The organism is Staphylococcus sp. AntiMn-1, from assembly GCF_001663395.1.
GTDB lineage: Bacteria > Bacillota > Bacilli > Staphylococcales > Staphylococcaceae > Staphylococcus > Staphylococcus equorum.
The window spans coordinates 914,519-939,623 of the sequence record NZ_CP012968.1 but is presented as its reverse complement, the minus strand read 5'-3'; the positions used below and the strand labels follow the sequence as shown (position 1 = coordinate 939,623).

23 protein-coding genes and 1 pseudogene are annotated in these 25,105 nt (G+C 32.9%); 20 read left to right on the top strand and 4 right to left on the bottom strand.

Going from position 1 to position 25,105, the window contains the following annotated elements:
* Positions 1–162 precede the first annotated feature (162 nt).
* From auxA to ptsP, 5 genes and pseudogenes are all read left to right on the top strand, one after another.
* Positions 163–1,464, top strand: a complete 1,302-nt coding sequence (auxA, locus tag AOB58_RS04635; RefSeq protein WP_002508018.1) for a lipoteichoic acid stability factor AuxA — start codon at positions 163–165, stop codon at positions 1,462–1,464.
* A 194-nt stretch (positions 1,465–1,658) separates the two neighbouring features.
* Positions 1,659–2,828 carry a class I SAM-dependent rRNA methyltransferase gene (locus tag AOB58_RS04630; RefSeq protein WP_002508017.1) on the top strand — a complete coding sequence of 390 codons (1,170 nt, stop codon included), beginning with the start codon at positions 1,659–1,661 and terminating at the stop codon, positions 2,826–2,828.
* Positions 2,829–2,885: 57 nt separating this feature from the next.
* A pseudogene (locus tag AOB58_RS04625) lies at positions 2,886–3,427 on the top strand (DUF697 domain-containing protein).
* Between the two features lie 163 nt (positions 3,428–3,590).
* Positions 3,591–3,857, top strand: coding sequence for a phosphocarrier protein HPr (locus tag AOB58_RS04620; RefSeq protein WP_002508015.1), 267 nt, complete (start codon positions 3,591–3,593; stop codon positions 3,855–3,857).
* Between the two features lies 1 nt (position 3,858).
* Complete coding sequence (ptsP, locus tag AOB58_RS04615; protein ID WP_002508014.1) at positions 3,859–5,574, top strand: phosphoenolpyruvate--protein phosphotransferase; 1,716 nt, start codon at positions 3,859–3,861, stop codon at positions 5,572–5,574.
* 214 nt (positions 5,575–5,788) lie between these two features.
* On the opposite strand, the gene AOB58_RS04610 is transcribed toward ptsP, so the two are convergent.
* Entirely contained in the window at positions 5,789–6,019 is a 231-nt protein-coding gene (locus tag AOB58_RS04610) for a glutaredoxin family protein (protein ID WP_002508013.1), read from the bottom strand.
* A 202-nt stretch (positions 6,020–6,221) separates the two neighbouring features.
* On the opposite strand from AOB58_RS04610, the gene AOB58_RS04605 reads away from it, so the two are divergent.
* The 3 genes from AOB58_RS04605 to AOB58_RS04595 all read left to right on the top strand — a co-directional run bounded on the left by AOB58_RS04605 (position 6,222) and on the right by AOB58_RS04595 (position 9,348).
* On the top strand, positions 6,222–7,574 hold the full coding sequence (locus tag AOB58_RS04605) for a cytochrome ubiquinol oxidase subunit I (RefSeq protein WP_002508012.1): 1,353 nt from the start codon (positions 6,222–6,224) through the stop codon (positions 7,572–7,574).
* Complete coding sequence (locus AOB58_RS04600; protein ID WP_021338647.1) at positions 7,574–8,590, top strand: cytochrome d ubiquinol oxidase subunit II; 1,017 nt, start codon at positions 7,574–7,576, stop codon at positions 8,588–8,590. The genes AOB58_RS04605 and AOB58_RS04600 overlap by 1 nt, the downstream gene beginning before the upstream one ends.
* Positions 8,591–8,688: 98 nt before the next feature.
* A complete protein-coding gene (locus AOB58_RS04595) occupies positions 8,689–9,348 on the top strand; it encodes a potassium channel family protein (protein ID WP_002508010.1) in 660 nt (219 codons plus the stop codon).
* Between the two features lie 505 nt (positions 9,349–9,853).
* On the opposite strand, the gene rnjA is transcribed toward AOB58_RS04595, so the two are convergent.
* Together rnjA and AOB58_RS04585 are read right to left on the bottom strand one after the other, a co-directional pair.
* The gene (gene rnjA, locus AOB58_RS04590; protein WP_237283171.1) at positions 9,854–11,764 is read right to left on the bottom strand and encodes a ribonuclease J1; all 1,911 of its coding nucleotides are present in this window, start codon (positions 11,762–11,764) and stop codon (positions 9,854–9,856) included.
* Entirely contained in the window at positions 11,764–11,979 is a 216-nt protein-coding gene (locus AOB58_RS04585) for a DNA-dependent RNA polymerase subunit epsilon (protein WP_002508008.1), read from the bottom strand. The genes rnjA and AOB58_RS04585 overlap by 1 nt, the downstream gene beginning before the upstream one ends.
* Before the next feature lie 483 nt (positions 11,980–12,462).
* Here AOB58_RS04585 and AOB58_RS04580 point away from each other — a divergent pair, with 483 nt between their 5' ends.
* Positions 12,463–12,735 (top strand): hypothetical protein, encoded by a 273-nt coding sequence (locus AOB58_RS04580; protein WP_021338649.1) that lies wholly within the window; start codon positions 12,463–12,465, stop codon positions 12,733–12,735.
* A gap of 60 nt (positions 12,736–12,795) precedes the next feature.
* On the opposite strand, the gene def is transcribed toward AOB58_RS04580, so the two are convergent.
* Entirely contained in the window at positions 12,796–13,347 is a 552-nt protein-coding gene (def, locus tag AOB58_RS04575) for a peptide deformylase (RefSeq protein ID WP_021338650.1), read from the bottom strand.
* Positions 13,348–13,473: 126 nt separating this feature from the next.
* On the opposite strand from def, the gene AOB58_RS04570 reads away from it, so the two are divergent.
* From AOB58_RS04570 to auxB, 11 genes are all read left to right on the top strand, one after another.
* Positions 13,474–14,100 (top strand): YkyA family protein, encoded by a 627-nt coding sequence (locus tag AOB58_RS04570; RefSeq protein ID WP_021338651.1) that lies wholly within the window; start codon positions 13,474–13,476, stop codon positions 14,098–14,100.
* Between the two features lie 264 nt (positions 14,101–14,364).
* On the top strand, positions 14,365–15,477 hold the full coding sequence (gene pdhA, locus AOB58_RS04565) for a pyruvate dehydrogenase (acetyl-transferring) E1 component subunit alpha (protein ID WP_021338652.1): 1,113 nt from the start codon (positions 14,365–14,367) through the stop codon (positions 15,475–15,477).
* Between the two features lie 3 nt (positions 15,478–15,480).
* A complete protein-coding gene (locus AOB58_RS04560; RefSeq protein ID WP_002508003.1) occupies positions 15,481–16,458 on the top strand; it encodes an alpha-ketoacid dehydrogenase subunit beta in 978 nt (325 codons plus the stop codon).
* A gap of 148 nt (positions 16,459–16,606) precedes the next feature.
* Positions 16,607–17,902 carry a dihydrolipoamide acetyltransferase family protein gene (locus AOB58_RS04555; RefSeq protein WP_002508002.1) on the top strand — a complete coding sequence of 432 codons (1,296 nt, stop codon included), beginning with the start codon at positions 16,607–16,609 and terminating at the stop codon, positions 17,900–17,902.
* A gap of 3 nt (positions 17,903–17,905) precedes the next feature.
* Positions 17,906–19,312 (top strand): dihydrolipoyl dehydrogenase, encoded by a 1,407-nt coding sequence (lpdA, locus tag AOB58_RS04550; protein WP_021338653.1) that lies wholly within the window; start codon positions 17,906–17,908, stop codon positions 19,310–19,312.
* A 156-nt stretch (positions 19,313–19,468) separates the two neighbouring features.
* On the top strand, positions 19,469–19,747 hold the full coding sequence (locus AOB58_RS04545) for a UPF0223 family protein (RefSeq protein ID WP_021338654.1): 279 nt from the start codon (positions 19,469–19,471) through the stop codon (positions 19,745–19,747).
* Between the two features lie 192 nt (positions 19,748–19,939).
* Positions 19,940–21,040: an ABC transporter ATP-binding protein gene (locus AOB58_RS04540; RefSeq protein WP_021338655.1), complete on the top strand. Its 1,101-nt coding sequence runs from the start codon at positions 19,940–19,942 to the stop codon at positions 21,038–21,040.
* Positions 21,027–21,830, top strand: coding sequence for an ABC transporter permease (locus tag AOB58_RS04535; protein ID WP_021338656.1), 804 nt, complete (start codon positions 21,027–21,029; stop codon positions 21,828–21,830). Before AOB58_RS04540 ends, AOB58_RS04535 begins: the two co-directional genes overlap by 14 nt.
* Positions 21,831–21,835: 5 nt before the next feature.
* Complete coding sequence (locus AOB58_RS04530) at positions 21,836–22,645, top strand: ABC transporter permease (RefSeq protein WP_021338657.1); 810 nt, start codon at positions 21,836–21,838, stop codon at positions 22,643–22,645.
* Complete coding sequence (locus AOB58_RS04525) at positions 22,645–23,718, top strand: ABC transporter substrate-binding protein (protein ID WP_021338658.1); 1,074 nt, start codon at positions 22,645–22,647, stop codon at positions 23,716–23,718. The genes AOB58_RS04530 and AOB58_RS04525 overlap by 1 nt, the downstream gene beginning before the upstream one ends.
* Before the next feature lie 73 nt (positions 23,719–23,791).
* A complete protein-coding gene (auxB, locus tag AOB58_RS04520; protein ID WP_046465178.1) occupies positions 23,792–25,012 on the top strand; it encodes a lipoteichoic acid stability factor AuxB in 1,221 nt (406 codons plus the stop codon).
* The last annotated feature ends 93 nt before the right edge of the window (positions 25,013–25,105 follow it).

Sequence of the window (25,105 nt, the reverse complement as noted above, 5' to 3'; positions counted from 1 at the left end):
AAACTGTAAAATTAAAAGTAATATTAAATAAATTGTTTAGAGTAAAGGTATATGTGGAAATTTGACTATACAACTAATTTATATCATACTATAGACTTATTTATTGAAATTATTAAAGACAAGAGCTAAATGTTAATATATAATAACTTTGAGGTGAATGGTATGTCTTTTATGAAGAAACACGCTGAGATATTATATAGTTATATTATAGGCATCGTTTCGCTTTTCACAGGTCTCATCATTTTAATTAATTTACCAATGATCCATAAATTAAATGGCAAAGGTAAAATTGATTTACACATTCATAATGTATGGGATTTTATAAACGCATTTTTTGCTGAAATAATTAGGGTAATGAGCAATTACATAGGGGATTTTCCAGTAGTTAGCGCCATTTTAATAATTATATTTGGCATTGGATTAATTATGCTAGGAATTACTTTATTTAGAACAACACGATATGACTACGATATTTCAATATTCTTTTTAGTTATTGGTATTCTATTCTTTATCATAACGCTAATTTTAATGACCCAAGTTTATAGTTTTTTCGCTATTATTTTCGTAATACCATTTGTAATTCACATTGGTTATATCGTTTATAAAGATGAGTTAAATATAGAGCATAGAAAATATCATTATTTATGGATTATTTTCAGTTATGGGTTTAGTTATTTGATAACACAATTGGTGTTATATGGAAGAATCGAAAGTGATGAAATTATACCAATCGACATCTTAAGTGTTAACACATTTTTCATAATTATGTGGCTACTGGGACAAATGTCAATTTGGAATTTCTTATTCTTAAGAAGATCATTGCCATTAACAAAACAGGAATTAGGCGAAGAAGAACCAGAATTATCAAGAACGAGTAAGGACACTGTAACGAACCAAACGATAGAACGTTGGAAGACTTTACAAGACAAAACGACAGAATTCACACGTAAAACTCGCAGAAGTGTAGATATTCAGAAAGTAAGAGATAAGAAAGATAAATTTATTGAAAAATGGAAGAACATTATTGATATACAAGAAGATGATGTTCCAAATTGGATGAAGAAACCGAAATGGATTAAACCGAGTTATGTAGAATTATTTTGTGGTGCTGTTTTATTATTCTTCACATTAATTGAATTTAATAATAGAAATTCATTATTCGTTTCTGGTAATTGGGAGATTGGCCAAACACAATATGTTATTGAATGGATAACGTTGTTCATCTTAATGATCATCATCATTATTTATATTTTAACGACATTGACGAATTATTTGAAAGGCCGATTTTATTATTTACAATTATTTATGGTAAGTTTATTGTTCTTTAAATTATTCACTGAATTTATGAATATAATGGTTCATGGGCTATTACTTTCAATTTTCATTACACCGATTCTAGTTATGATGTTAATTGCAATTGTGGTAGCGTTTATAATTAAATTGCGAGAACCTTCTAGAGATTAAGAACTTAATACTGTTGTTTGACGAACCTATCTTCCAATTGGTTGGAAGATAGGTTTTTTTATTAAAAAAGATAAATACTTAGTCAAAACGTTTGAGCTAAATGAATATTAATGATGTTACGATGTACTTGAAATGATAAAATAAGTAAGCGACAGATAAATATAAAAAAATAGTAGAAAGGCTGACATAATTTTATGAAAACTGCCACATTAAATAGAGGTAAAGAAACAAAATATTTAAATGAATATCCATTGGTAAGCGAAGATGATATTTACGCACACGATCACTTACACGAAGGAGATTTATTTCAATTATTAAATGATAAAGACCAGTATATTGCAACAGCATATGTTGGACGTCAGCATAAAGGCATCGGTTGGGTATTGAGTTACTCGCGTGATGAAATTGTTAACACACAATTTTTTGAAAGATTATTTGATATTGCGAAAAAAGAACGTGAATATTTTTATAATGTAGAGGGCACAAATGCATTTAGAGTATTTAACGGAGAAGGTGATGGTGTTGGTGGTCTTACAATCGACAATTACAACGGTCATTACTTAGTTCAATGGTATTCTAAAGGTATTTATAAGTTCCGTTATAATATTTTGAGTGCGCTGAAAGCAATATTTGGTTATACGTCAATTTTTGAAAAGTTACGTTTTAAAGATGCTAATGTAGAAGGTGGCTTCGTTGACGGAGATGCACCGGAATTCCCAATTGTCATCGAAGAAAACTTTACATTTTATAATGTGCATTTAAATGATGGGCCAATGACGGGCATCTTTTTAGATCAAAGAGAAGTAAGAAAGAAATTAAAAGACCAATACGCGCAAGATAAAAATTTATTGAATTTATTCAGTTATACAGGGGCATTCTCAGTTGTAGCTGCAGAAAATGCAGAGATGACAACAAGCGTTGATTTAGCTAACCGTTCTCGAGCGCTTACTGAAAGTAATTTCGGTTTAAATTCTATTGACCCAGCGTCACAATACATTTATGTTATGGATACTTTTAATTTCTATAATTATGCTCGTCGTCATGATTTCTTCTACGATACAATTGTTATCGATCCGCCAAGTTTTGCGAGAAATAAGAAAAAAACATTTTCTGTATTAAAAGACTACGATAAATTAATTGTTGGTGCACTCGATATACTTGGACCTGAAGGTACATTGCTATTATGTACAAATAATAGTACGTTTTCACTAAAAGCTTTTAAAAATGTAGTTACAGAAACATTAACTAAAGAAGAAGTGGACTTTGAAATTATTGATGTCATGGGCTTGCCAAAAGATTTTAAGACGCATGCACACTATAAACCTTCAAAATATTTAAAAGCGATTTTTGTAAAAATACAGTAAAGTGTGAAAAAACGGGTATTATTCTTAGTGTATAGAATTTACTAAGGAGTGAACATAATGAGTTTTAAAAATAAAATCACAAATAACGTTACACAAAAAGTAGGAAATAAAGTCTTAAATATAGAAGATATAAATAATAAAGGTAGCATACCAACAACACATAGTGAAATTGAAGAACGTCGCCAACGTGCAGAGGCTTTAGTAAGAAAAAAATCAATGCTATCATCTGGGGTAAGTGTAGTACCTATTCCTGGTTTAGGCTTCAGTGTAGATATTAAACTTATGAAAGATATAATTGAGGACGTAAATAAAATTTATGGTCTTGATCATAAACAAGTTAATACCATGGGAGATGACATGAAAGAGCGTGTGCTAACTACTGCGGCAATTCAAGGCAGCCAATTTATTGGTAAAAAAGTATCAAGTGCTATTCTCAAAGTAGTTATTCGTGATGTAGCGAAACGTACTGCAGCAAAACAAACGAAATGGTTCCCGGTAGTAGGTCAAGCAATCACTGCTTCTATAAGTTATTATTTCATGAAAAAATAGGTAATGATCATATTCAAAAATGTGAAAAAGTTGCTAAATCACTTGTGTAAAACTACAGCGTTTTCACAAATTGTTAAATAAACGCTGAATATTGTCATGTCATGGGTGCAAGGAATTGAATTTATATATATAATTTGGTAATCTTATTATATAAAACTTTGTTAGGTTTTATAATAAACTAACGATTCTAACTATACGAAGGAGAAATAAATTATGGAACAAAAATCATATGTAATTATCGATGAAACAGGTATTCACGCTCGTCCAGCGACAATGCTTGTTCAAACTGCCTCAAAATTTGATTCAGATATTCAATTAGAATATAACGGTAAAAAAGTTAACTTGAAATCAATCATGGGTGTTATGAGTTTAGGTGTAGGTAAAGATGCTGAAATCACTATCTACGCTGATGGTAGCGACGAAACAGACGCAATCGAAGCAATCACTGAGATTTTATCTAAAGAAGGATTAACTAAATAATATGACTAACTATATAAATGGCATTGCTGCATCTGATGGTGTAGCTATTGCTAAAGCATATTTATTAGTTGAACCAGATCTTTCATATAATAGTGAAAAGATTACAGATATCGACGCTGAAATTGCTAAGTTCAATGACGCCATCGAAACATCTAAAGTTGAGTTAACAAAAATAAGAAATAATGCTGAAAAAAATCTAGGTGCTGATAAAGCAGCGATTTTTGATGCTCATTTATTAGTTTTAGATGATCCAGAGTTAATTCAACCGATTGAAGACAAGATTAAAAATGACCAAGTTAACGCACCAACTGCATTATCTGAAGTAACTGGACAATTCATTACTATATTTGAAAATATGGATAATGAATACATGAAAGAACGTGCTGCTGATATCCGTGACGTTTCTAAACGTGTGTTAGCACATATTTTAGGTGTAGAGTTACCAAATCCTAGTATCATTGATGAAAGCGTTGTTATAATTGGAAACGATTTAACGCCTTCAGATACTGCTCAGTTAAATAAAGAATTCGTACAAGGCTTTGTAACAAATATTGGTGGAAGAACATCACACTCAGCAATTATGAGCCGTTCTTTAGAAATACCTGCGGTTGTAGGTACAAAATCTATTACTGAAGACGTTAAACAAGGCGATATGATTATCGTTGACGGATTAACAGGCGAAGTAATTATTGATCCTACAGATGATGAAGTAATCGCTTATGAAAATAAGCGTGAACGTTTCTTCGAAGATAAAAAGGAATTACAAAAATTACGCAATGAAGAAACAAAAACAATTGATGGTAAACATGCTGAATTAGCTGCAAACATCGGTACACCTAATGATTTAACAGGTGTTATTGAAAATGGTGCAGAAGGTATTGGTTTATATCGTACGGAATTTTTATATATGGGTAGAGATGAAATGCCTACTGAGGATGAACAATTCGAAGCTTATAAAAAAGTTCTAGAAACGATGGAAGATAAACGTGTTGTTGTACGTACATTAGATATCGGTGGCGATAAAGAGTTACCATATCTAAATTTACCTGAAGAAATGAATCCATTCTTAGGTTATCGTGCGATTCGTTTATGTTTAGACCAACCTGATATTTTTAGACCACAACTTCGTGCATTATTACGTGCATCTGTTTACGGTAAATTAAATATCATGTTCCCAATGGTTGCAACAATCAATGAGTTCCGTGATGCTAAAGCATTATTACTTGAAGAAAAAGAAAACTTAAAACAAGAAGGTACAGATGTTTCTGATGATATTGAATTAGGTATCATGGTTGAAATTCCTTCAACTGCTGCATTAGCAGATGTCTTCGCAAAAGAAGTTGATTTCTTCAGTATAGGAACAAATGATTTAATTCAATATACAATGGCGGCTGACCGCATGTCTGAACGCGTTTCTTACTTGTATCAACCATACAATCCTTCAATTTTACGTTTAGTAAAACAAGTGATCGAAGCATCACATAAAGAAGGTAAATGGACTGGTATGTGTGGCGAAATGGCAGGCGACGAAATCGCTATTCCATTATTATTAGGCTTAGGATTAGATGAATTTTCAATGAGTGCTACATCAGTGCTTAAAGCCCGTCGTCAAATCAAAGGTTTAAGCCAAAATGAAATGGAAGAATTGTCACAAAGAGCAATTAATTGTGCAACTTCTGAAGAAGTACAAGAACTAGTTGAGCAATATGCTAAATAATAATTGAACATTTGAGTTCGAAAAAAGCTGATAGACCATTTATAGTGGGGCTATCAGCTTTTTTATTTTGCTATAAATTCAAAAAAATTAGAATTAACGTAATAAGTCATTTCATGTTGTTAAACAGTAACTTTGTAATAACACTAAAAATCATATAGTTTAGAAAGTGAAAGATTTACTAATTCAAATGTAGAATGGCTACATTGCTTGATAACTATTCTATATTTAAAGTGTGGTTGATTTTATCAATGTCAATTTGGTACATTGGCTCATTATTCAACAAGATAAAAGGTGTAGCGAAAGCATCATAGTCTATCATTTCATTTCTATATTGGGAATTTGAGATGTTTTTTTCGCTATATGAGACGCCTTTATCTGACAAATAGTTTTTTATGAAAGTACAAGGTGGGCATTCATTTTGCGTATAAATTATTATTTTATCCATTAAAACTCGTCCTTCCTATTTTAAATTCGATATACTTTAATATAAGAAACTTTTTAAATTATTACAAATCTTTGACTTACATGCAAGTGGTCATTAATTTGTCACTATATTTTGAACGCAACTTATTTCAATACAACGTAAAGCAGTTTATAATGAATGAACGTTGTGATTTTTGTCACAAATAAATAAAAAAGGTGATATTATGGATTCAGTTGAATTAGCCCGTTTTTTAACTGCGATGACACTCGCGGTTCATATCATATTCGCAACGATTGGTGTGGGCGTGCCATTAATGTTTGCTGTTGCTGAATTTTTAGGTATAAAAAGAAATGATCCAAAATATATAACATTAGCCAAAAGATGGTCTAAAGGATATACCATTACGGTAGCTGTTGGTGTTGTGACAGGAACAATTATTGGACTGCAATTATCACTATTATGGCCAACCTTTATGCAAATGGGCGGTCATGTTATTGCATTACCATTATTTATGGAAACATTTGCTTTCTTCTTTGAAGCAATTTTCTTAAGTATTTATTTATATACATGGGATAGATTTAAGAGTAAATGGACTCATTTCCTTATTAGTATTCCTGTCATTATAGGTGGTACATTCTCAGCATTCTTCATTACAGCGGTCAATTCATTTATGAATACACCAGCTGGCTTTGAAATGAAGGATGGGAAAATGGTTAACGTCCAACCTTGGGCAGCAATGTTTAACGAATCATTCTTAATTAGATCATTCCACGTTGTTGCTACAGCACTTATGACGATGGCATTTGTACTTGCTGCAATTGCTGCATTTAAATTATTGAAAAATAAATTCAAAAAAGACACAGAATATCATAAAAAAGCATTGAAACTAACGATGATTCTTGGCGTAGTATTTACTTTAGGTTCTATGTTAGCTGGAGATTTATCAGCTAAGTTTCTACATCAAGAGCAACCAGAAAAACTTGCTGCTTATGAATGGCACTTTGAAACAGAGTCCAATGCAGATTTAATATTCTTTGGTAGTTTAGATGAAGAAACACAAGAAGTATCCGGTGCCATAAAAATACCTGGCATACTCAGTTTCTTGGCTGATAATAATACAGACACAGAAGTAAAAGGATTAAATGAGTTTCCAGAAGAACTGCATCCACCGATGATTGTACACTATTACTTTGATATTATGGTTTCTATGGGTGTATTCTGCTTGATTATATCAGGTGCGTTTATATTAACACTTATATTTAAGAAGTTACGCAAATTCACTTATTCAAAACCAATGTTGTATGGTGCATTGTTAACTGGACCAGCAGCAATGATTGCAATAGAAGCTGGGTGGTTCTTAACTGAACAAGGTCGTCAACCATGGTTGGTTCGTGGCTACCTTAAAGTAGCTGATGCTGCAACTCAAGCAGGTGGTTTAACACTCGTGACAATATTATTCGGTATCTTATATATAATATTAATCGTGACTACCGCATATGTATTAATTCGGATGTTCAGTAATAAACCAGCATATAAAGATGTAGAAGAAAATACACCAGAAAGAGGTGATGAGTAATGATATTTGCTTATATAGGTATTACAGTACTTGGAATATTCTTATTCTCTTATATTATTATCGCCTCTATTGATTTTGGTGCTGGGTTCTTTACACTTCACGCAAAAGTGACTAAACAAGATAAACAAATTAACCATTTAATAGGTCGTTATTTAAATCCTGTGTGGGAAGTAACAAACGTATTCTTTGTATTCTTTTTCGTTGGCATCGTAGGTTTTTTCCCTGATGCAGCGAAATACTTTGGTACCGTACTACTCGTACCAGCTTCAATTGCATTAATATTACTAACAATTAGAGGTAGTTTTTACGCATTTGAAAATTATGGACCTGATTCAAAACTCATTTGGTTAGCAATGTACGGCTTGTCAGGATTGTTTATTCCAGCTGCGCTTGCTACAACGCTAACAATATCAGAAGGGGGCTTTATTACAGGTTCAGGTGATAATATAGATTTGAACTGGCTTGAATTAGCCTTGAGTCCTTATTCATGGTCTGTCGTATTCTTAGCCGTTATATCAGTGCTATATATTTCTTCAGGCTTCCTTACGTACTATGCTTCAAAAGCTAAAGATAAACCAGCATATGATTTATTAAGATATTGGTTCTTGTTCTGGGGACCGCCGATGATCGCAATTTCATTATTCGTATTTGTATCGTTAAGACTACAAAACGAAGCGCATTTCTTAAGCGCAGTAACTGATTATTGGTGGATGTTCCTACTAAGCTTTATAAGCTTTATAGGTGTCATGGTACTTACATTAATAAAAAAATGGCACGGATTTGCATTTATCCTTGTTATACTACAAATGGCATTTGCATTTTTCGGATATGGCGCCAGCAAAATGCCATACATCTTATACCCATATGTTCGTATAGATGAAGGTGTCGTTAATAGTAACATGGCCATTGCTTTAATTATTGCATTTGTTTTAGGTTTACTTTTACTCATTCCATCGTTAATATTATTATTAAGATTATTTGTTTTCGACAAAGATTATGTTGAAGGAAAAAAATAAATAAATTTTTTAAAATGAGGTAATGATAGTTATTCATTCGCTTGCTTAGGCTGATGAGTAGCTATCTTATCCGTGATTTTTTAAATTGGAGGACGCATATGGACAAAGAGTATGTGGTTATCGGCTTAGGTCGATTCGGTGGCAGTATAGTAAGAGAACTTAATGCATTAGATATGGATGTTATGGCAATTGATATGAATGAAGCACGTGTAAATGAATATAGTGATATTGCCACACATGCTGTCATTGCTGATACAACAGATGAAGCTGTTATGAAAAGTTTAGGCATCAGAAATTTTGATCACGTTATCGTAGCAATAGGTGAGAATATACAATCAAGTACATTAACAACGCTAATTTTAAAAGAGTTAGGTGTTAAGAAAGTAACAGCTAAAGCGCAAAATGATTATCACGCAAAAATTTTGAATAAAATTGGTGCGGATACAGTTGTCCATCCAGAAAGAGATATGGGAAGAAGAATCGCTCACAATGTCGCAAGTGCAAGTGTGTTAGATTATTTAGAACTTGCAGATGAACATTCAATTGTAGAGATTAAAGCGAGCGAAAAAATGGCTGGCCAAACCATTATAGAATTAGATATTCGAGCACAATTCGGGATAAGTATTATTGCTATAAAAAGAGGTAAAGAAATTTTAGTTTCTCCTGATCCTAATATTAGTATTGAAATCGGTGATATATTAATTATGATAGGGCATGATAATGACTTAAATCGTTTTGAGAAAAAAGTAGTTCGCTAACAATGTAATATTGAAGAAGTCTCCAAAATTGGAGGCTTCTTTTTATTATTTCGATTATTATATTGGCAGTGTCAGTGGCTGACTGAACTGAAAATGCGCTTTTGTCAATCTTTTAAAGAAATACTACTTCATTTATGAAGGAAAGTGGTTCTTATGCAAGAGTTGAAGTTTTTGTATTCCATTTTCTAGTTAACTTTGCTGGGCTGGGACGACGAAATCTTGTTAGAAAAATTAGATTTCTGTCTCACTCCCACCAGATGAACTGTTTGAATGCTTAAAAATACAATTGAATGAATATGAAAATAACATCGATATAACAGCTAAAGAAATAAACAAGTATTCAACTTTAATAAAGATTATTAGTTCAAAACCACATAAAAATACTATTAATTAAACGAGGTGTGTTAATAAATGGTAAAAGGGTTAAAAAGTGCTATGTTAAGCAGTAGAAATTATGGAATTGCTTTTATGTAGTAAAATGTTCAGTTTTTATGAAATAGATTAGTCATAGCAAAACAGTCCACACATTGTTTTGACAATGTGTGGACTGTTTATAAGACCTATGATTCAGATGATTGATTTGTTTCATCTTTTTTAGGTTTAGGTTTTGGATTGTTATTGTTATTGTTTTTTTCTTGTTTTGATTGTTAGGTTTTGGATTTTTTGCTGGTGCTTTCGTGTTGTTGTTTTTAGGTTTGTCATTTTTAGGGCTAGGTTTCTTAGCAAATGATTGGTTGTTATCTTCATTTACTTTCATAATGACTGGTAAGATCATTGGTTTACGTGCAGTCTTTTCAAATAGATAAGGCTGTAACGTTTCAATGATTGACGATTTAATTTGATGCCATTGAATCTCTGGGTTTTGATTTAATTTTGAAATAACATCCGTTTTGATTCTACGTTGTGCATCATAAATCAATTGTCCAGATTCACGCATGTATACAAAACCACGTGAGATAATATCAGGTCCAGAAAGTAGTTTGTTTGTTTTGAAGTCTATACTTACAACAACAATCACTAAACCTTCTTCTGATAATAGTTTACGATCACGAATAACTACATTACCGATATCACCAATACCACTACCATCAACTAATACATTACCTGATGGTATTCTACCAGCTTTTCTAGCAGAATCATGTGTCAGTGCTAAGACATCACCTATATCAAAAATAAATACATTATCTGGTTCAACGCCACACTCAACACCTGATTGACCATGCGCTTTTAGCATACGGTATTCACCATGGATTGGTAAAAAGAACTTAGGACGTAACAGACGTAACATTAACTGTTGATCGCCTTTAGAACCGTGACCAGAAGTATGAATATTAGATACTTTATTATGAATAACTTCTGCACCGGCACGATAAAGTGAATTTATTGTGCGATTAATACTTTTCGTATTACCTGGAATAGGTGAAGAACTAAATACAACTGTATCTTCCGGGATGATTTTAATTTGTTTATGCGTACCGTTGGCAATTCTAGATAATGCTGCCATTGGTTCACCTTGAGAACCTGTACATAGAATCAATAATTCATGCTTAGGCACGGTATTAATTTTATTTGGTTCAACAAACGTTTCTGGTGGTGCTTTGATATAGCCTAATTCCATACCAATCTTAATGTTGTTTTCCATTGAACGACCAAATGTAACAATTTTACGGTTGTGTTTAATTGCAGCTTCAACTGCTTGTTGAACACGATAGATGTTTGATGCAAATGTGGCGAATATGATTCGTCCATTACAATCATGGAATATCTTTTCAACATTTTGGCCGACTTCACGTTCACTTAAAGTAAAATCTGGTACAAGTGAATTGGTAGAGTCAGAAAGCAAACAAAGGACGCCTTCTTCACCTAATTTTGCCATTTTAGCTATATTTGCTGGTTCACCAACTGGTGTGAAATCAAATTTGAAGTCACCCGTATGAACAATATTTCCTTCTGGCGTATTAACGATAACACCATATGCTTCTGGAATACTGTGTGTAGTTAAATAGAATGAAACTTCAAAATGTTTAGATTTGATGACACTACTTTCATCAATTTCAATAAGTTTTGCAGTTCTTAATAAATGATGTTCTTCTAATTTATTTCTGATTAAACCTAAAGCTAATGGTCCACCATATATAGGCACATTAATTTGCTTTAATAGGTAGGGCACACCACCTATATGGTCCTCATGTCCGTGAGTGATAAACAGACCAACAATTTTATCTTGGTTCTGCTCTAAATAAGTAATATCAGGAATGACATAGTCAATACCTAATAAATTATCATCAGGGAATTTGATACCTGCATCGATAATAACGATTTCGTCCTGATACTCAACGGCATAAGTATTTTTACCAATTTCGCCTAAGCCACCAAGAGCATAAACCGCAACTTCATTTTTATGAATTTGTTTCATTATTCAGCTTGCTCCACATTGAAGTGATCTGATTGTTTTTCATATTCTAAATGTGCGCCCTCTAATTTAGTAATAAATTCAATGTTAAAATTACGATCTTTTAAATATCTTCTTACTTGTTCTTCTGTTTGTCCTTCAACGTAAATTGTTTGTGTGTGTTCACGTACAATTACTTCTTCTTTGGTTTTTTGAAAAAACACTTTAAATACTGCCATTTTATATATTTCCTCCTAAAATCATGTTTGATTTTTAATTTTTTATATTAAAACCCTAGTAATATAAAAGTTTGAAGTACCCATTGGTTATTTGAAATTAACTGCACTTCTAATTATGCATGGACACTAATACTGTATATAAATAGAACATACTAGTTTTTTGCTTAGTATGTTTCTAGGGAGATCTTCAGTTCGTTCGTTTAGAAAACTACAAACACTATGATTCATATGTTTTCAGTTATTTCTCATTTTACATGATGTAGTAGAATAAATAAAGCAGTTTTATCTTTAGTACCTCTTTTAATAAGTACAAATAATTTCATTTTTATTATAATTAATATTTAATCTGCAAAATCAAATCTTTAGTTATGTAAAAAAGCTGCAAAAAATTATCATAAAACTTGAGTGCACGTTGAAAGTTAATTATGATGAAAGGGAGTTATTATTAATTATAGAAATGATAGATGGGTAAGGGTGATAGAAATGGATCGAGTAAAAAGAATTATAGAAGATGTTAAACGAGAAAAAAAACGACACGATAAAATATTTCAAGATATCACTTTTGAAATCCGTACAGAACAAGTAATCATGTTTTTTAATTATAATGAAATAATTGATACTGTAAATGGCGATCAAAATTACGTCAAACATAATCATGATCCAGAATTTATAGACATTAAAGAATTAAACGACTTAAAGACAGAACTTAAAAAATTAGATATACCATTTACTGAACGTAGAGATGACTTTATGTAAAAAATGCCGTTAGCTAATGAGAAATTCTCAAAGTGCTAACGGCATTTTATTTTTAATAGATTAAACTTCTACTGCATCTTCATGTGGTGTAAGTGGATTATTTGGATCAATATGATCATAAAACATTACACCATTAATATGGTCTATCTCATGTTGAACGACAACAGCTGGATAACCTTTTAAACGTAATTTTACGTCATTACCATCTATATCTGTTGCTTTTACTGTGATTCGATATTTACGGTGAACGAGTCCTGGAATGTTTTCATCTACACTTAGACAACCTTCGCCAGTTGGTAAATATGCTTCTTGAACACTGTGGCTCATGATTTTAGGGTTAACTAATGCTAAATCATAACTTTTGCCATCACCGTCATCTGGTAAATAGACTGCTATCATTTTTTTTGCAATATTAATTTGTGGAGCAGCAAGGCCTACTCCTGAGCGAAGTCCATACTTATTAGCTGTTTCTTCATCTTGACTATTAATTAGAAATTCGCGCATAGATTTTAAAGTTTCACGATCTTCGTCAGAAAGCGGTATTGTTACATCTTTTGCTTTTTCACGAAGTGTTGGGTGACCATCTCGGATAATATCTTTCATTGTTATCATTTTGTTCATACACCTTCCTTAATATAAAATATACCAAAGTTTAACGCTTAAAATACAGTGATACATTTGATTTCTTATAAAATATTATATAATATAACACACAAATAAAGGAGGATTTCTCAAAAAATGAAATTAAAGTATAGCATCGGTGCGATACTCGCTTCTACAATGTTAGTAGCGGGGTGTACAACAGACAAAGGTGAAATAGAAGATTATAACGAAAAAGTACAAAAAGCATTTGATGAAGAGAAACCTGTGTCTTCAGTAGGGAAGAAGTTAAATAGTCTTGAACAAGACAAGCAAAAATTAGTAGAGAAAATTAATGGTAAAGACCAAGCAGAAGTGAAGGATACTTCGAAAAAAGTCGTGGACAATGTTGAAGAAAGAGAAAAAACATTTAAAAAAGAAGAAGAAGCTATAGATAACTCAGAAAAAGAATTTGAAAAAGCTGAAAAGCATGTCGATAATATAAGTGATGATGATAAGAAAAAAGAAGTGACACAATTGAATCAAGCGCTTAAAGATAAATACAAAGCACATGATGAATATGCCAAAGCATATAAAAACATTTTGAATAAGGAAAAAGATATGTTTGGCTATACTTCAGGTGATCAAGTGAATCAAGAACAAATAGACAAAAAAGCAGAAGCAGTTTCGAAAGCATATAAAAACATGAATAAAGCATTTGAAAAATACTCAGATGCAATGAATAAAGTGAACAAAGAAAAAGAAGATGTAGATAACCTTTCTTAAATTATAAAGCGGTAAATTTGAATTTTAAATTGCTACGTTATAGCATAAGTTATGAGGGCGCTTACATTTTTAAGGGAATTACTTTATAGCGACTTAGTTTTTAAATAGTACAGCGCCATGAAAAACAGTGGTACAGATTAAAAACTGTACTTGTCGTAAGTATTACAGAACTTTTTCAAATTATTTAACAGTGTAACAGTTTTGTGGTACAATATTGAAGGATAAAATAAGTTTCTATTATACGGGAAAGGTATGGTGAATTGAATGGCTCCGAAATTGAAAGCCCAATTCGATGCAGAGAAAGTATTGAAAGATACTGAATCTCAATTTGAAATGATCCAAATTTTGGATGAAGATGGTAACATCGTTAATGAAGATCTAGTACCAGATTTATCAGACGAGCAATTAGTTGAATTAATGGAGAGAATGGTTTGGACACGTATTCTTGATCAACGTTCTATTTCATTAAACAGACAAGGGAGATTAGGTTTCTACGCTCCGACAGCAGGACAAGAAGCTTCACAATTAGCTTCACAATATGCTTTAGAACAAGAAGATTTTATATTACCAGGTTACCGTGATGTTCCACAATTAATCTGGCAAGGTTTACCTTTAACTGAAGCCTTCTTATTCTCAAGAGGTCACTTTAAAGGAAACCAAATGCCTGAAGGCGTTAATGCATTAAGCCCACAAATTATTATCGGTGCTCAGTATGTTCAAACTGCTGGTGTAGCGCTTGGTATTAAAAAACGTGGTAAAAGTGCTGTAGCAATTACTTATACTGGTGATGGTGGTTCTTCACAAGGTGATTTCTATGAAGGTATTAACTTTGCTTCTGCATATAAAGCACCTGCAATTTTCGTTATACAAAACAACAACTATGCGATTTCAACACCACGTAGTAAGCAAACTGCTGCTATTACATTAGCTCAAAAAGCTATTGCAGTTGGTATCCCAGGTATTCAAGTTGATGGTATGGATGCTTTAGCAGTATACCAAGCAACTAAAGAAGCGCGTGATCGTGCTGTTAATGGTGAAGGTCCAACTTTAATTGAAACAATCACTTATCGTTATGGTCCACATACTATGGCTGGAGATGACCCAACGAAATACAGAACATCTGATGAAGATTCTGAATGGGAGAAAAAGGATCCATTAGTTCGTTTCAGAAAATATCTTGAAAATAAAGGTCTATGGACTGGCGATAAAGAAAATGAAGTTATCGACCGTGCAAAAGCTGAAATTAAAGTTGCTATTAAAGAAGCAGACAATACTGAAAAACAAAAAGTTACTGACTTGATGGAAAATATGTATGAAGAAATGCCTCAAAATTTAGCAGAGCAATATGAAATCTATAAAGAGAAGGAGTCGAAGTAACCGATGGCACAAATGACAATGGTTCAAGCGATTAACAACGCGCTTAAAACCGAATTACAAAACGATGAGAATGTTTTACTTTTCGGTGAAGACGTCGGTGTTAACGGTGGTGTTTTCCGTGTAACTGAAGGTTTACAAAAAGAATTCGGTGAAGACCGTGTATTTGATACACCTTTAGCAGAATCTGGTATTGGTGGTTTAGCTTTAGGTTTATCTACTCAAGGATACCGTCCAGTAATGGAAGTACAATTCTTTGGATTTGTATTTGAAGTATTCGACTCTATAGCAGGACAAATTGCACGTACGCGTTTCCGTTCTGGTAACTCTAAACAATCACCCGTTACTATTCGTGCACCATTTGGTGGCGGCGTTCATACACCAGAATTACATGCTGACAACTTAGAAGGTCTTTTAGCTCAATCACCAGGTTTACACGTTGTAATCCCGTCTAACCCATATGATGCTAAAGGATTATTAATCTCAGCAATCAGAAGTAATGACCCGGTTGTATATTTAGAACATATGAAATTATACCGCTCTTTCCGTGATGAAGTACCTGAAGAAGAGTACACAATTGAAATTGGTAAAGCAAGCGTGAAACAAGAAGGTAATGACATTACACTTATTGCATATGGTGCAATGGTGCAAGAGTCATTAAAAGCAGCAGAAGAGTTAGAAAAAGATGGTTATTCAGTAGAAGTTATTGACTTACGTACTGTTCAACCAATCGATATCGAAACACTTGTTGCTTCAGTAGAAAAAACAGGACGTGCTGTAGTAGTACAAGAAGCGCAACGTCAAGCGGGTGTTGGAGCAACAGTTGTTTCTGAATTAGCAGAACGCTCTATCCTTTCATTAGAAGCACCAATCGCTCGTGTTGCAGCGGCAGATACAGTTTATCCGTTTACACAGGCTGAAAATGTTTGGTTACCAAACAAAAATGACATCATTGAAAAAGCGAAAGAAACTTTAGAATTTTAATATATATTTAATGAAGTAGGATGATATCAGTTTAATTGATGCACCTACTTCATCCAAATTTATATTTAGAGCATGAGATAGTGACTTAATTGTCCATCGCTCAATTTCTAATTTTTGACTTAATATGAATTTTTAGGAGGATAATAACGTGGCATTTGAATTTAAATTACCCGACATTGGTGAAGGTATCCACGAAGGTGAAATTGTAAAATGGTTTATTAAATCTGGAGATACAATTGAAGAGGACGATATTTTAGCTGAGGTACAAAACGATAAATCAGTTGTTGAAATCCCATCACCTGTTTCAGGTACTATTGAAGAAGTACTAGTAGATGAAGGTACTGTTGCAGTTGTTGGTGACACAATCGTAAAAATCGATTCACCAGATGCAGAAGATATGCAATTCAAAGGTAGTGAAAGTGACGATTCAGCAAGTGAAGAAACAGAAGCACCTGCAGAAGAAAGCACTAAAGAAGAAGCACCTGCACAAGCATCTAAAGACGAAGAAGTAGATGAAAGTAAACGCGTTAAAGCGATGCCTTCAGTTCGTAAATATGCTCGCGATAATGGTGTTAACATTAAAGCTGTTTCAGGTTCAGGTAAAAATGGCCGTACAACTAAAGAAGATGTGGACGCCTACTTAAATGGTGGCGGAGAAGCAGCTTCAAATGAAAGCGCAGCTACAGCAACTGAAGAAACTTCAAGTGCAGCACAATCAGCACCAGTTTCTACAGAAGGTGAATTCCCAGAATCAACTGAGAAAATACCTGCAATGCGTAAAGCAATTGCTAAAGCAATGGTTAATTCAAAACAAACTGCACCTCACGTAACATTAATGGATGAAATTGATGTTCAAGAATTATGGGATCACCGTAAAAAATTCAAAGAAGTTGCAGCTGAACAAGGTACTAAATTAACTTTCTTACCTTATGTTGTTAAAGCACTTGTTTCTGCACTTAAAAAATATCCAGCGCTTAACACTTCATTTAACGAAGATGCTGGCGAAATCGTACACAAACATTATTGGAACATTGGTATTGCTGCTGACACAGACAGAGGACTATTAGTGCCTGTTGTTAAACATGCAGACCGTAAATCAATGTTTAGCATCTCAGACGAAATTAACGAACTTGCTGTTAAAGCACGTGACGGAAAATTAGCGGCAGATGAAATGAAACATGCTACATGTACAATTAGTAATATCGGTTCAGCTGGTGGACAATGGTTCACTCCAGTAATCAACCACCCAGAAGTAGCTATCTTAGGTATTGGCCGTATTGCACAAAAACCAATTGTTAAAGATGGTGAAATAGTAGCTGCGCCAGTATTATCATTATCATTAAGCTTTGACCACAGACAAATTGATGGTGCTACTGGACAAAATGCTATGAATCACATCAAACGATTATTGAATAATCCAGAATTATTATTAATGGAGGGGTAAAATATGGTAGTTGGAGATTTCCCAATTGAAACAGACACTATTGTAATCGGAGCAGGACCAGGAGGCTATGTTGCAGCAATTCGTGCAGCACAGTTAGGTCAAAAAGTAACAATCGTTGAAAAAGGAACATTAGGTGGCGTATGTCTTAACGTTGGTTGTATTCCTTCTAAAGCATTGTTACACGCTTCACACCGTTATGATGAAACTAAGAACTCAGAAAATTTAGGTGTTATTGCTGAAAGTGTTTCACTTAATTTTAATAAAGTTCAAGAATTCAAACAATCAGTAGTTGAAAAATTAACTGGTGGCGTTGAAGGATTGTTAAAAGGTAATAAAGTAGAAATCGTTAAAGGCGAAGCTTACTTTGTTGATAACAATAGCTTACGTGTTATGGATGAGAAAAGTGCTCAAACATATAACTTTAAAAACGCGATCATTGCAACTGGTTCAAGACCAATTGAAATCCCTAACTTTGAGTTTGGAAATCGTGTAATTGATTCATCTGGCGCTCTAAATTTACAAGAAGTTCCTGGTAAATTAGTAGTTGTTGGTGGCGGTTATATTGGTTCTGAACTCGGAACTGCTTTTGCAAACTTTGGTTCTGAAGTTACTATTTTAGAAGGCGCTAAAGATATCTTAGGCGGTTTTGAAAAACAAATGACTCAACCTGTTAAAAAAGGCATGAAAGAAAAAGGCGTTGATATTGTAACTGAAGCTATGGCTAAATCTGCTGAAGAAACTGAAGACGGTGTTAAAGTAACTTACGAAGTAAAAGGCGAAGAACAAACAATTGATGCTGATTACGTATTAGTTACTGTAGGTCGTCGTCCTAACACTGACGAATTAGGCTTAGAAGAATTAGGTCTTAAATTTGCAGAACGTGGATTAATCGAGGTAGACAAACAAAGCCGTACTTCAATTGAAAACATTTTTGCAATCGGTGATATTGTTCCTGGTTTACCACTTGCGCATAAAGCAAGCTATGAAGCTAAAGTTGCAGCTGAAGTAATCTCTGGTGAAGCATCAGAAGTAGATTACATCGGTATGCCTGCTGTATGTTTCACTGAGCCAGAACTTGCTCAAGTAGGTTATACAGAAGCTCAAGCTAAAGAAGAAGGATTAAAAATTACTGCTTCTAAATTCCCTTATGCAGCTAATGGCCGTGCGTTATCATTAGATGACACTACTGGCTTTGTTAAACTTATTACGCTTAAAGAAGATAATACTTTAGTAGGTGCTCAAGTAGTTGGTACTGGCGCATCTGATATTATTTCTGAACTAGGTTTAGCAATCGAAGCTGGTATGAATGCTGAAGATTTAGCATTAACTGTACATGCTCACCCAACATTAGGTGAAATGTCTATGGAAGCAGCTGAAAAAGCTATAGGTTTACCAGTACACACAATGTAATTTCATTGTTGTAACAGATATAACGATAGCCTTGTGGGGGCGGGAATATGAAATCAAATTTTGATTTCTGTCCCGCTCCTTTTTCATTTTAAAATGTAATATCTAAAATAAACTTTAACTATAAATATTCAATGGAAAAGTAGGAGGCATGCTTATATGGAGTATCAATATCCAATAGATCTTGATTGGTCAAATGACGAAATGATGCAAGTTGTGTCATTTTTCAATGCTGTGGAATCTTTTTATGAATCTGAAGTAGAAGGAAAATTATTAATTGATCGCTACAAGCAATTTAAAACAATCGTTCCTGGGAAAGCAGAAGAAAAACAGATTTTTAAAGAATTCGAAAAAAGTAGTGGATATAATAGTTACCAAGCTGTTAAAACAGTTCAAACTGACAACAGTCAAACGTTTTTTAGCGCAACGAAAAAATAACTATTGTCATGTAAGCTATATTCTGATATTTTTATTAAGCATTAAACAAAATGTTTGATAAAAGTAAACAGTATATAGCTTTTTTTGCGAAATTTTATTATAGTGCACGTCATAAAAATACATAATCCTACACCAAATGAAACTCAAGTTATGATTGTTACAACCACGTCATATTTATAGGAGGAAACACAAATGAATCCGTTATTATCTTTCAGCGCAGTAAGTAAAGCTTATGATGATATACCAGTATTAAATAAAATCAATATAGATATTGAGTCAGGTCATTTCTATACATTACTTGGGCCTTCTGGTTGTGGTAAAACAACAATTTTAAAACTTATCGCAGGATTTGAACAAGCCGATGAAGGGGATATTATATATCGAAATCAGACAATTAATCATATACCATCAAACAGACGCAAAGTGAATACAGTATTTCAAGACTATGCTTTATTTCCTCATTTAAATGTCTATGATAATATTGCTTTTGGATTAAAACTAAAGAAAATGAACAAAAGCGACATAAATAAAAAAGTGCAAGAAGCATTAAAACTTGTAAAACTCACTGGTTATGAAGATAGAACAATTGAAAGTATGAGTGGGGGGCAAAAACAGCGTATTGCAATTGCACGTGCGATTGTGAATGAACCAGAAATATTATTATTAGATGAATCTTTATCAGCACTGGATTTAAAATTAAGAACCCAAATGCAATATGAATTAAGAGAAATACAGTCTAGATTAGGTATAACATTTATTTTTGTTACACATGATCAGGAAGAAGCTTTAGCGCTGAGTGATTATATATTTGTAATGAAAAATGGTGAAATTCAACAATTTGGCACACCTACTGATATATACGACGAACCTGTAAATCGCTTTGTTGCAGATTTTATTGGAGAATCAAATATTATTGTGGGTACTATGATTGAGGATTATGTGGTGAACATCTATGGTCAAGATTTAGAATGTGTAGATATGGGTATTTCACCACAAGAGCAAGTAGAAGTAGTGATTAGGCCAGAAGATATATCCTTGGTACAATCAGAGCAAGGTTTATTCGAAGTGACAGTTGTTTCTATGCTTTTCAGAGGAGTACATTATGAAATCAATTGTACTGATAGTAAAGGTTATAAATGGTTAGTTCATTCTACTAAAAAAGCAGAAGTTAATAGTAAAGTGGGTTTATACTTTGAACCAGAAACAATTCATATTATGGTGCCAGGTGAAAGTGAAGCTGAATTTGATAAGCGTATTCAAAGTTACGAGGAAATAAATCATGCGCAAGATTAATACATATCTATTTATACCCTATATACTGTGGATGGTTTTATTTATCGTTGTTCCAGTAATCCTTCTTGTTTATTTCTCATTCATTGATATACAAGGACATTTTGGATTGGAAAATTATAAAAAGTTGATTTCACTCAAATATTTCAAAATGATTTGGGACTCGGTATGTTTTGCGGCAGCGATTACGTGTATGACGCTACTTATAAGCTATCCAGCTGCGTATTTTATAAGTTCATCTAAATATCAAAATGTATGGTTACTTATACTGATTGTACCAACTTGGATTAATTTACTACTGAAGACCTATGCATTTATAGGCATATTCAGTCATGATGGTATTATCAATCAAATATTGAATGTTTTATCTTTGCCTAAAATGGAATTGTTATTTACTGTTCCTGCGTTTTTAATAGTAGCAAGTTATATTTACATTCCATTTATGATTTTACCTATTTTCAATAGTATGAAGGATATTCCTAATAATATTTTGCAAGCTTCAAGTGATTTAGGTGCGAGCAGGCTAACAACATTTAGAAAAATTATTATACCACTCACGAAGCAAGGCGTATTGACAGGAATTCAAGTCACATTTATACCAGCATTATCGCTTTTTATGATTACAAGACTAATTGCAGGAAATAAAGTGATTAATATTGGGACGGCGATAGAAGAACAATTTCTAGTGATACAAAACTATGGAATGGGTTCTACGATTGCGTTGTTTTTAATTGTATTTATGGCGCTAGTCTTAATTATTACAAATACTAAACCTACGAATGGGAAAAGGTGAATCATATGAAATGGTATGGAAAAATATATATCGGCATATTAATCGCTGTTTTATATGCTCCAATTTTATTTTTAATGGTTTATTCATTTAATGCTGCTGGTAATATGGTTCATTTTGATGGGTTTACTTTAGAACATTATCAATCATTATTTAGTAACGACCGGTTAATGTCTGTTATTTTTAATACGATAGGTGTAGCATTGTTAGCCGCTGCATTTGCTACTGTGATAGGAACACTAGGTGCGATTGGTTTATATCATTTAAAAAATAAAAAAATAAAGGTTTCATTACTTACATTAAATAATGTTTTATTAGTGTCTTCTGATGTTGTTATAGGCGCTTCATTTTTGATTATGTTTACAGCAATCGGACATTTTACTGGTATGGGTCTCGGGTTGATGACGGTACTTATTTCACATGTTGCTTTTTGTATTCCTATTGTGGTAATCATTGTGTTACCTAAACTGTATGAAATGAATAACCATACGTTAAATGCGGCACGTGATTTAGGTGCAACGGAGTTTCAAGTTTTGAATAAGGTCATGTTACCTCAGTTGATGCCAGCAATTATAGGTGGCTTTTTTATGGCATTGACCTATTCATTAGATGATTTCACTGTCAGTTTCTTTGTTACCGGTAATGGATTTAGTGTGCTTTCTGTGGAAGTTTATGCAATGGCAAGAAAAGGTATTAGCATGGAAATAAATGCAATATCTACACTTTTATTTGTCGTGATTATGTTCGGTATACTTGGTTATTATTTAATTAAAAATGTGCTTAAGCATAAAAAACAAGTGAAACGGGGTATATTATAATGAAACGTTTTTTACAGTTAATTATAATTTCTATCATCGTTGGTTTGATATGTTTATTTATCAGTCAAAAATTCACTTCAAAACATCATTCTAGCACTGGTGAAAAAATTTATATTTATAATTGGGGAGAATATATTGATCCTAGTTTGTTAAAACAATTCCAAAAAGAAACAGGAATTGAAGTCGTCTACGAAACTTTTGATTCAAACGAAGCGATGGAGGCCAAAATAAAAAATGGCGGCACTCATTATGATGTTGCTTTTCCGAGTGACTATACAGTGCAAAAATTAAAAAGACAACAATTGTTATTACCTCTAAATCATGAGAAACTGCCTAATATGAAAAATCTTGATTCAGATTATCTCGATATGCCATTTGATGAAGATAATACATATTCAATACCTTATTTTTTTGGTACTGTGGGTATTCTTTACAATAAAAATGTATATCCAAATGATAACTTTGAATCGTGGAATCAGCTTTATAAAGTGAAATATAAAAATGATATATTATTAGTAGATGGTGCGAGAGAAATTATAGGTGTAGCTTTAAATAAATTAGGTTATAGTTTAAATGAGACACATTCATCATATTTAGCAGAAGCTGAGAGAAATTTAACACATTTAGGTCCTAATGTAAAAGGCGTAGTAGGTGATGAAATTTCAATGATGTTAGAACAGCATGAAGCAAATGTTGCAGTAGTATGGAGCGGTGTAGCAGCTCCAATTGTACAACAAAATGAAGAATTTGATTATGTAGTTCCTAAAGAAGGTTCAAATCTGTGGTTTGATAATATGGTTATACCTAAGACAACACAAAATAAAGCAGGTGCCTATAAGTTTATGAACTTTTTATTAGATGCAGAGCATAGTAAACAAAATACAGAATGGGTGGGCTACGCGACGCCTAATAAATCAGCAAGAGCACAATTGCCTGCAAGCATAAAAAATGATGAGCGGTTTTATCCTACAAAGGAAGAACAAGCTAATTTAGAAGTTTATAAAGATTTAGGGAAAGAGACATTAAGTGAATATAATGAAAGATTTTTAAATTTTAAAATGTCACTAAAATAAGTCATAGTTAGTAGTTATTTTATCGTTAATTCGATATAATAGTTTGACAAGCAATATAAGGAGTTGTAAAGACATGTCAGGAGAGCAATATACTCAAGTTAGACGCCCGGTGAGTCGACTAGCAGAAAAAGTATTAGGTTGGTTGAGTTGGATATTCTTATTATTACTAACCATTATTACGATGTTTATTGCACTAGTATCATTTAGTAGTGAAGCATCAATACAAAATTTGGAGACTTCATTGAATGGCAATGATTTTATTCAACAAATATTAGCGAATAATGGATTAAATACAATCCAATTTGTAATATGGCTACAAAATGGCGTGTGGGCGATTATAGTATATTTCATCGTTTGTTTGCTTTTATCATTTTTAGCCTTAATTTCAATGAATATAAGAATTTTATCAGGATTCTTATTTTTAGTCGCAACGATAGTGACGTTACCATTAGTGTTGCTATTTGTACCGCTAATTATCCCAATTCTATTTTTAATCGTGGCAATCATGATGTTTGCACGAAAAGAAAAGGTAGAAACGGTGCCTGCATATTATGCAGAAGGATACCAAGAACGTTTTTCAGATTATGAGCAACAATCAGAACCGAACTCACCTCAATACATTGAAAAGCAACAAACTTCTGACGTAGAACAACAACAAAGTAATGATAATCAAATAAGAAGAGGCGGTTATAGCTCTGAAGTTGCAGAAAAAGTAAACTCTGAAAATAATGCATCTGATGAAGAACCACAAGTACTTTCTAGACAAGCAAAATATAATTATAAGCAAAGAAAACACAATAATGTTAAAGATGACAGTCAAAGTACTGAAGATGAATTCGGTCAAGTTAGCAATGTATATAATGAAGATGGTGAAGCAGTTGCCAACGAAGACCAAAATAGCAAAGATGCAGTAACGAATGAGCAAGAAAAACAACAAGATAATGAAACAGAATTAGAAAATCAACGTATGGCGGAAGAAGAAGCACGCCGTAAACAAGAAGCATACGAAGCGCAACAAAGAAAACAAGCTGAGCAAGAAGAACAACAACGCCGTAAACAAGAAGAAGCTGCAAGATTGAAACAAGAAAAAGCAGAAGAAAAAGCACGTATTAAACAAGAGAAAAAAGAACGCAGAAAACGTGAAAAAGAAAAACGTAAACAACAACCAAGTGCAGCCAATCAGCGTAGAAAGAATTTCGAAGAACGTAAGAAAATCACTTCGCAAGATGCCGAAGAATCACAAGATGCAAAGTCTAAAGAACAAAATGATTCTGAAACAAAAGACAAATCATAATAAAAGTTGTGTTATTTTTAAAACAATTCCATTTGTTATTCGATTAATAAACTCGATTGCTCACATGATGTGCGGCAATCGGGTTTTTATTTA

Bases quoted from the DNA above. Each gene is read 5' to 3' on its own strand.
- auxA (WP_002508018.1), top strand. From the start codon at position 163: ATGTCTTTTATGAAGAAACACGCTGAGATATTATATAGTTATATTATA.
- AOB58_RS04630 (WP_002508017.1), top strand. From the start codon at position 1,659: ATGAAAACTGCCACATTAAATAGAGGTAAAGAAACAAAATATTTAAAT.
- AOB58_RS04620 (WP_002508015.1), top strand. From the start codon at position 3,591: ATGGAACAAAAATCATATGTAATTATCGATGAAACAGGTATTCACGCT.
- ptsP (WP_002508014.1), top strand. From the start codon at position 3,859: ATGACTAACTATATAAATGGCATTGCTGCATCTGATGGTGTAGCTATT.
- AOB58_RS04610 (WP_002508013.1), bottom strand. From the start codon at position 6,019: ATGGATAAAATAATAATTTATACGCAAAATGAATGCCCACCTTGTACT.
- AOB58_RS04605 (WP_002508012.1), top strand. From the start codon at position 6,222: ATGGATTCAGTTGAATTAGCCCGTTTTTTAACTGCGATGACACTCGCG.
- AOB58_RS04600 (WP_021338647.1), top strand. From the start codon at position 7,574: ATGATATTTGCTTATATAGGTATTACAGTACTTGGAATATTCTTATTC.
- AOB58_RS04595 (WP_002508010.1), top strand. From the start codon at position 8,689: ATGGACAAAGAGTATGTGGTTATCGGCTTAGGTCGATTCGGTGGCAGT.
- rnjA (WP_237283171.1), bottom strand. From the start codon at position 11,764: ATGAAACAAATTCATAAAAATGAAGTTGCGGTTTATGCTCTTGGTGGC.
- AOB58_RS04585 (WP_002508008.1), bottom strand. From the start codon at position 11,979: ATGGCAGTATTTAAAGTGTTTTTTCAAAAAACCAAAGAAGAAGTAATT.
- AOB58_RS04580 (WP_021338649.1), top strand. From the start codon at position 12,463: ATGGATCGAGTAAAAAGAATTATAGAAGATGTTAAACGAGAAAAAAAA.
- def (WP_021338650.1), bottom strand. From the start codon at position 13,347: ATGATAACAATGAAAGATATTATCCGAGATGGTCACCCAACACTTCGT.
- AOB58_RS04570 (WP_021338651.1), top strand. From the start codon at position 13,474: ATGAAATTAAAGTATAGCATCGGTGCGATACTCGCTTCTACAATGTTA.
- pdhA (WP_021338652.1), top strand. From the start codon at position 14,365: ATGGCTCCGAAATTGAAAGCCCAATTCGATGCAGAGAAAGTATTGAAA.
- AOB58_RS04560 (WP_002508003.1), top strand. From the start codon at position 15,481: ATGGCACAAATGACAATGGTTCAAGCGATTAACAACGCGCTTAAAACC.
- lpdA (WP_021338653.1), top strand. From the start codon at position 17,906: ATGGTAGTTGGAGATTTCCCAATTGAAACAGACACTATTGTAATCGGA.
- AOB58_RS04545 (WP_021338654.1), top strand. From the start codon at position 19,469: ATGGAGTATCAATATCCAATAGATCTTGATTGGTCAAATGACGAAATG.
- AOB58_RS04540 (WP_021338655.1), top strand. From the start codon at position 19,940: ATGAATCCGTTATTATCTTTCAGCGCAGTAAGTAAAGCTTATGATGAT.
- AOB58_RS04535 (WP_021338656.1), top strand. From the start codon at position 21,027: ATGCGCAAGATTAATACATATCTATTTATACCCTATATACTGTGGATG.
- AOB58_RS04530 (WP_021338657.1), top strand. From the start codon at position 21,836: ATGAAATGGTATGGAAAAATATATATCGGCATATTAATCGCTGTTTTA.
- AOB58_RS04525 (WP_021338658.1), top strand. From the start codon at position 22,645: ATGAAACGTTTTTTACAGTTAATTATAATTTCTATCATCGTTGGTTTG.
- auxB (WP_046465178.1), top strand. From the start codon at position 23,792: ATGTCAGGAGAGCAATATACTCAAGTTAGACGCCCGGTGAGTCGACTA.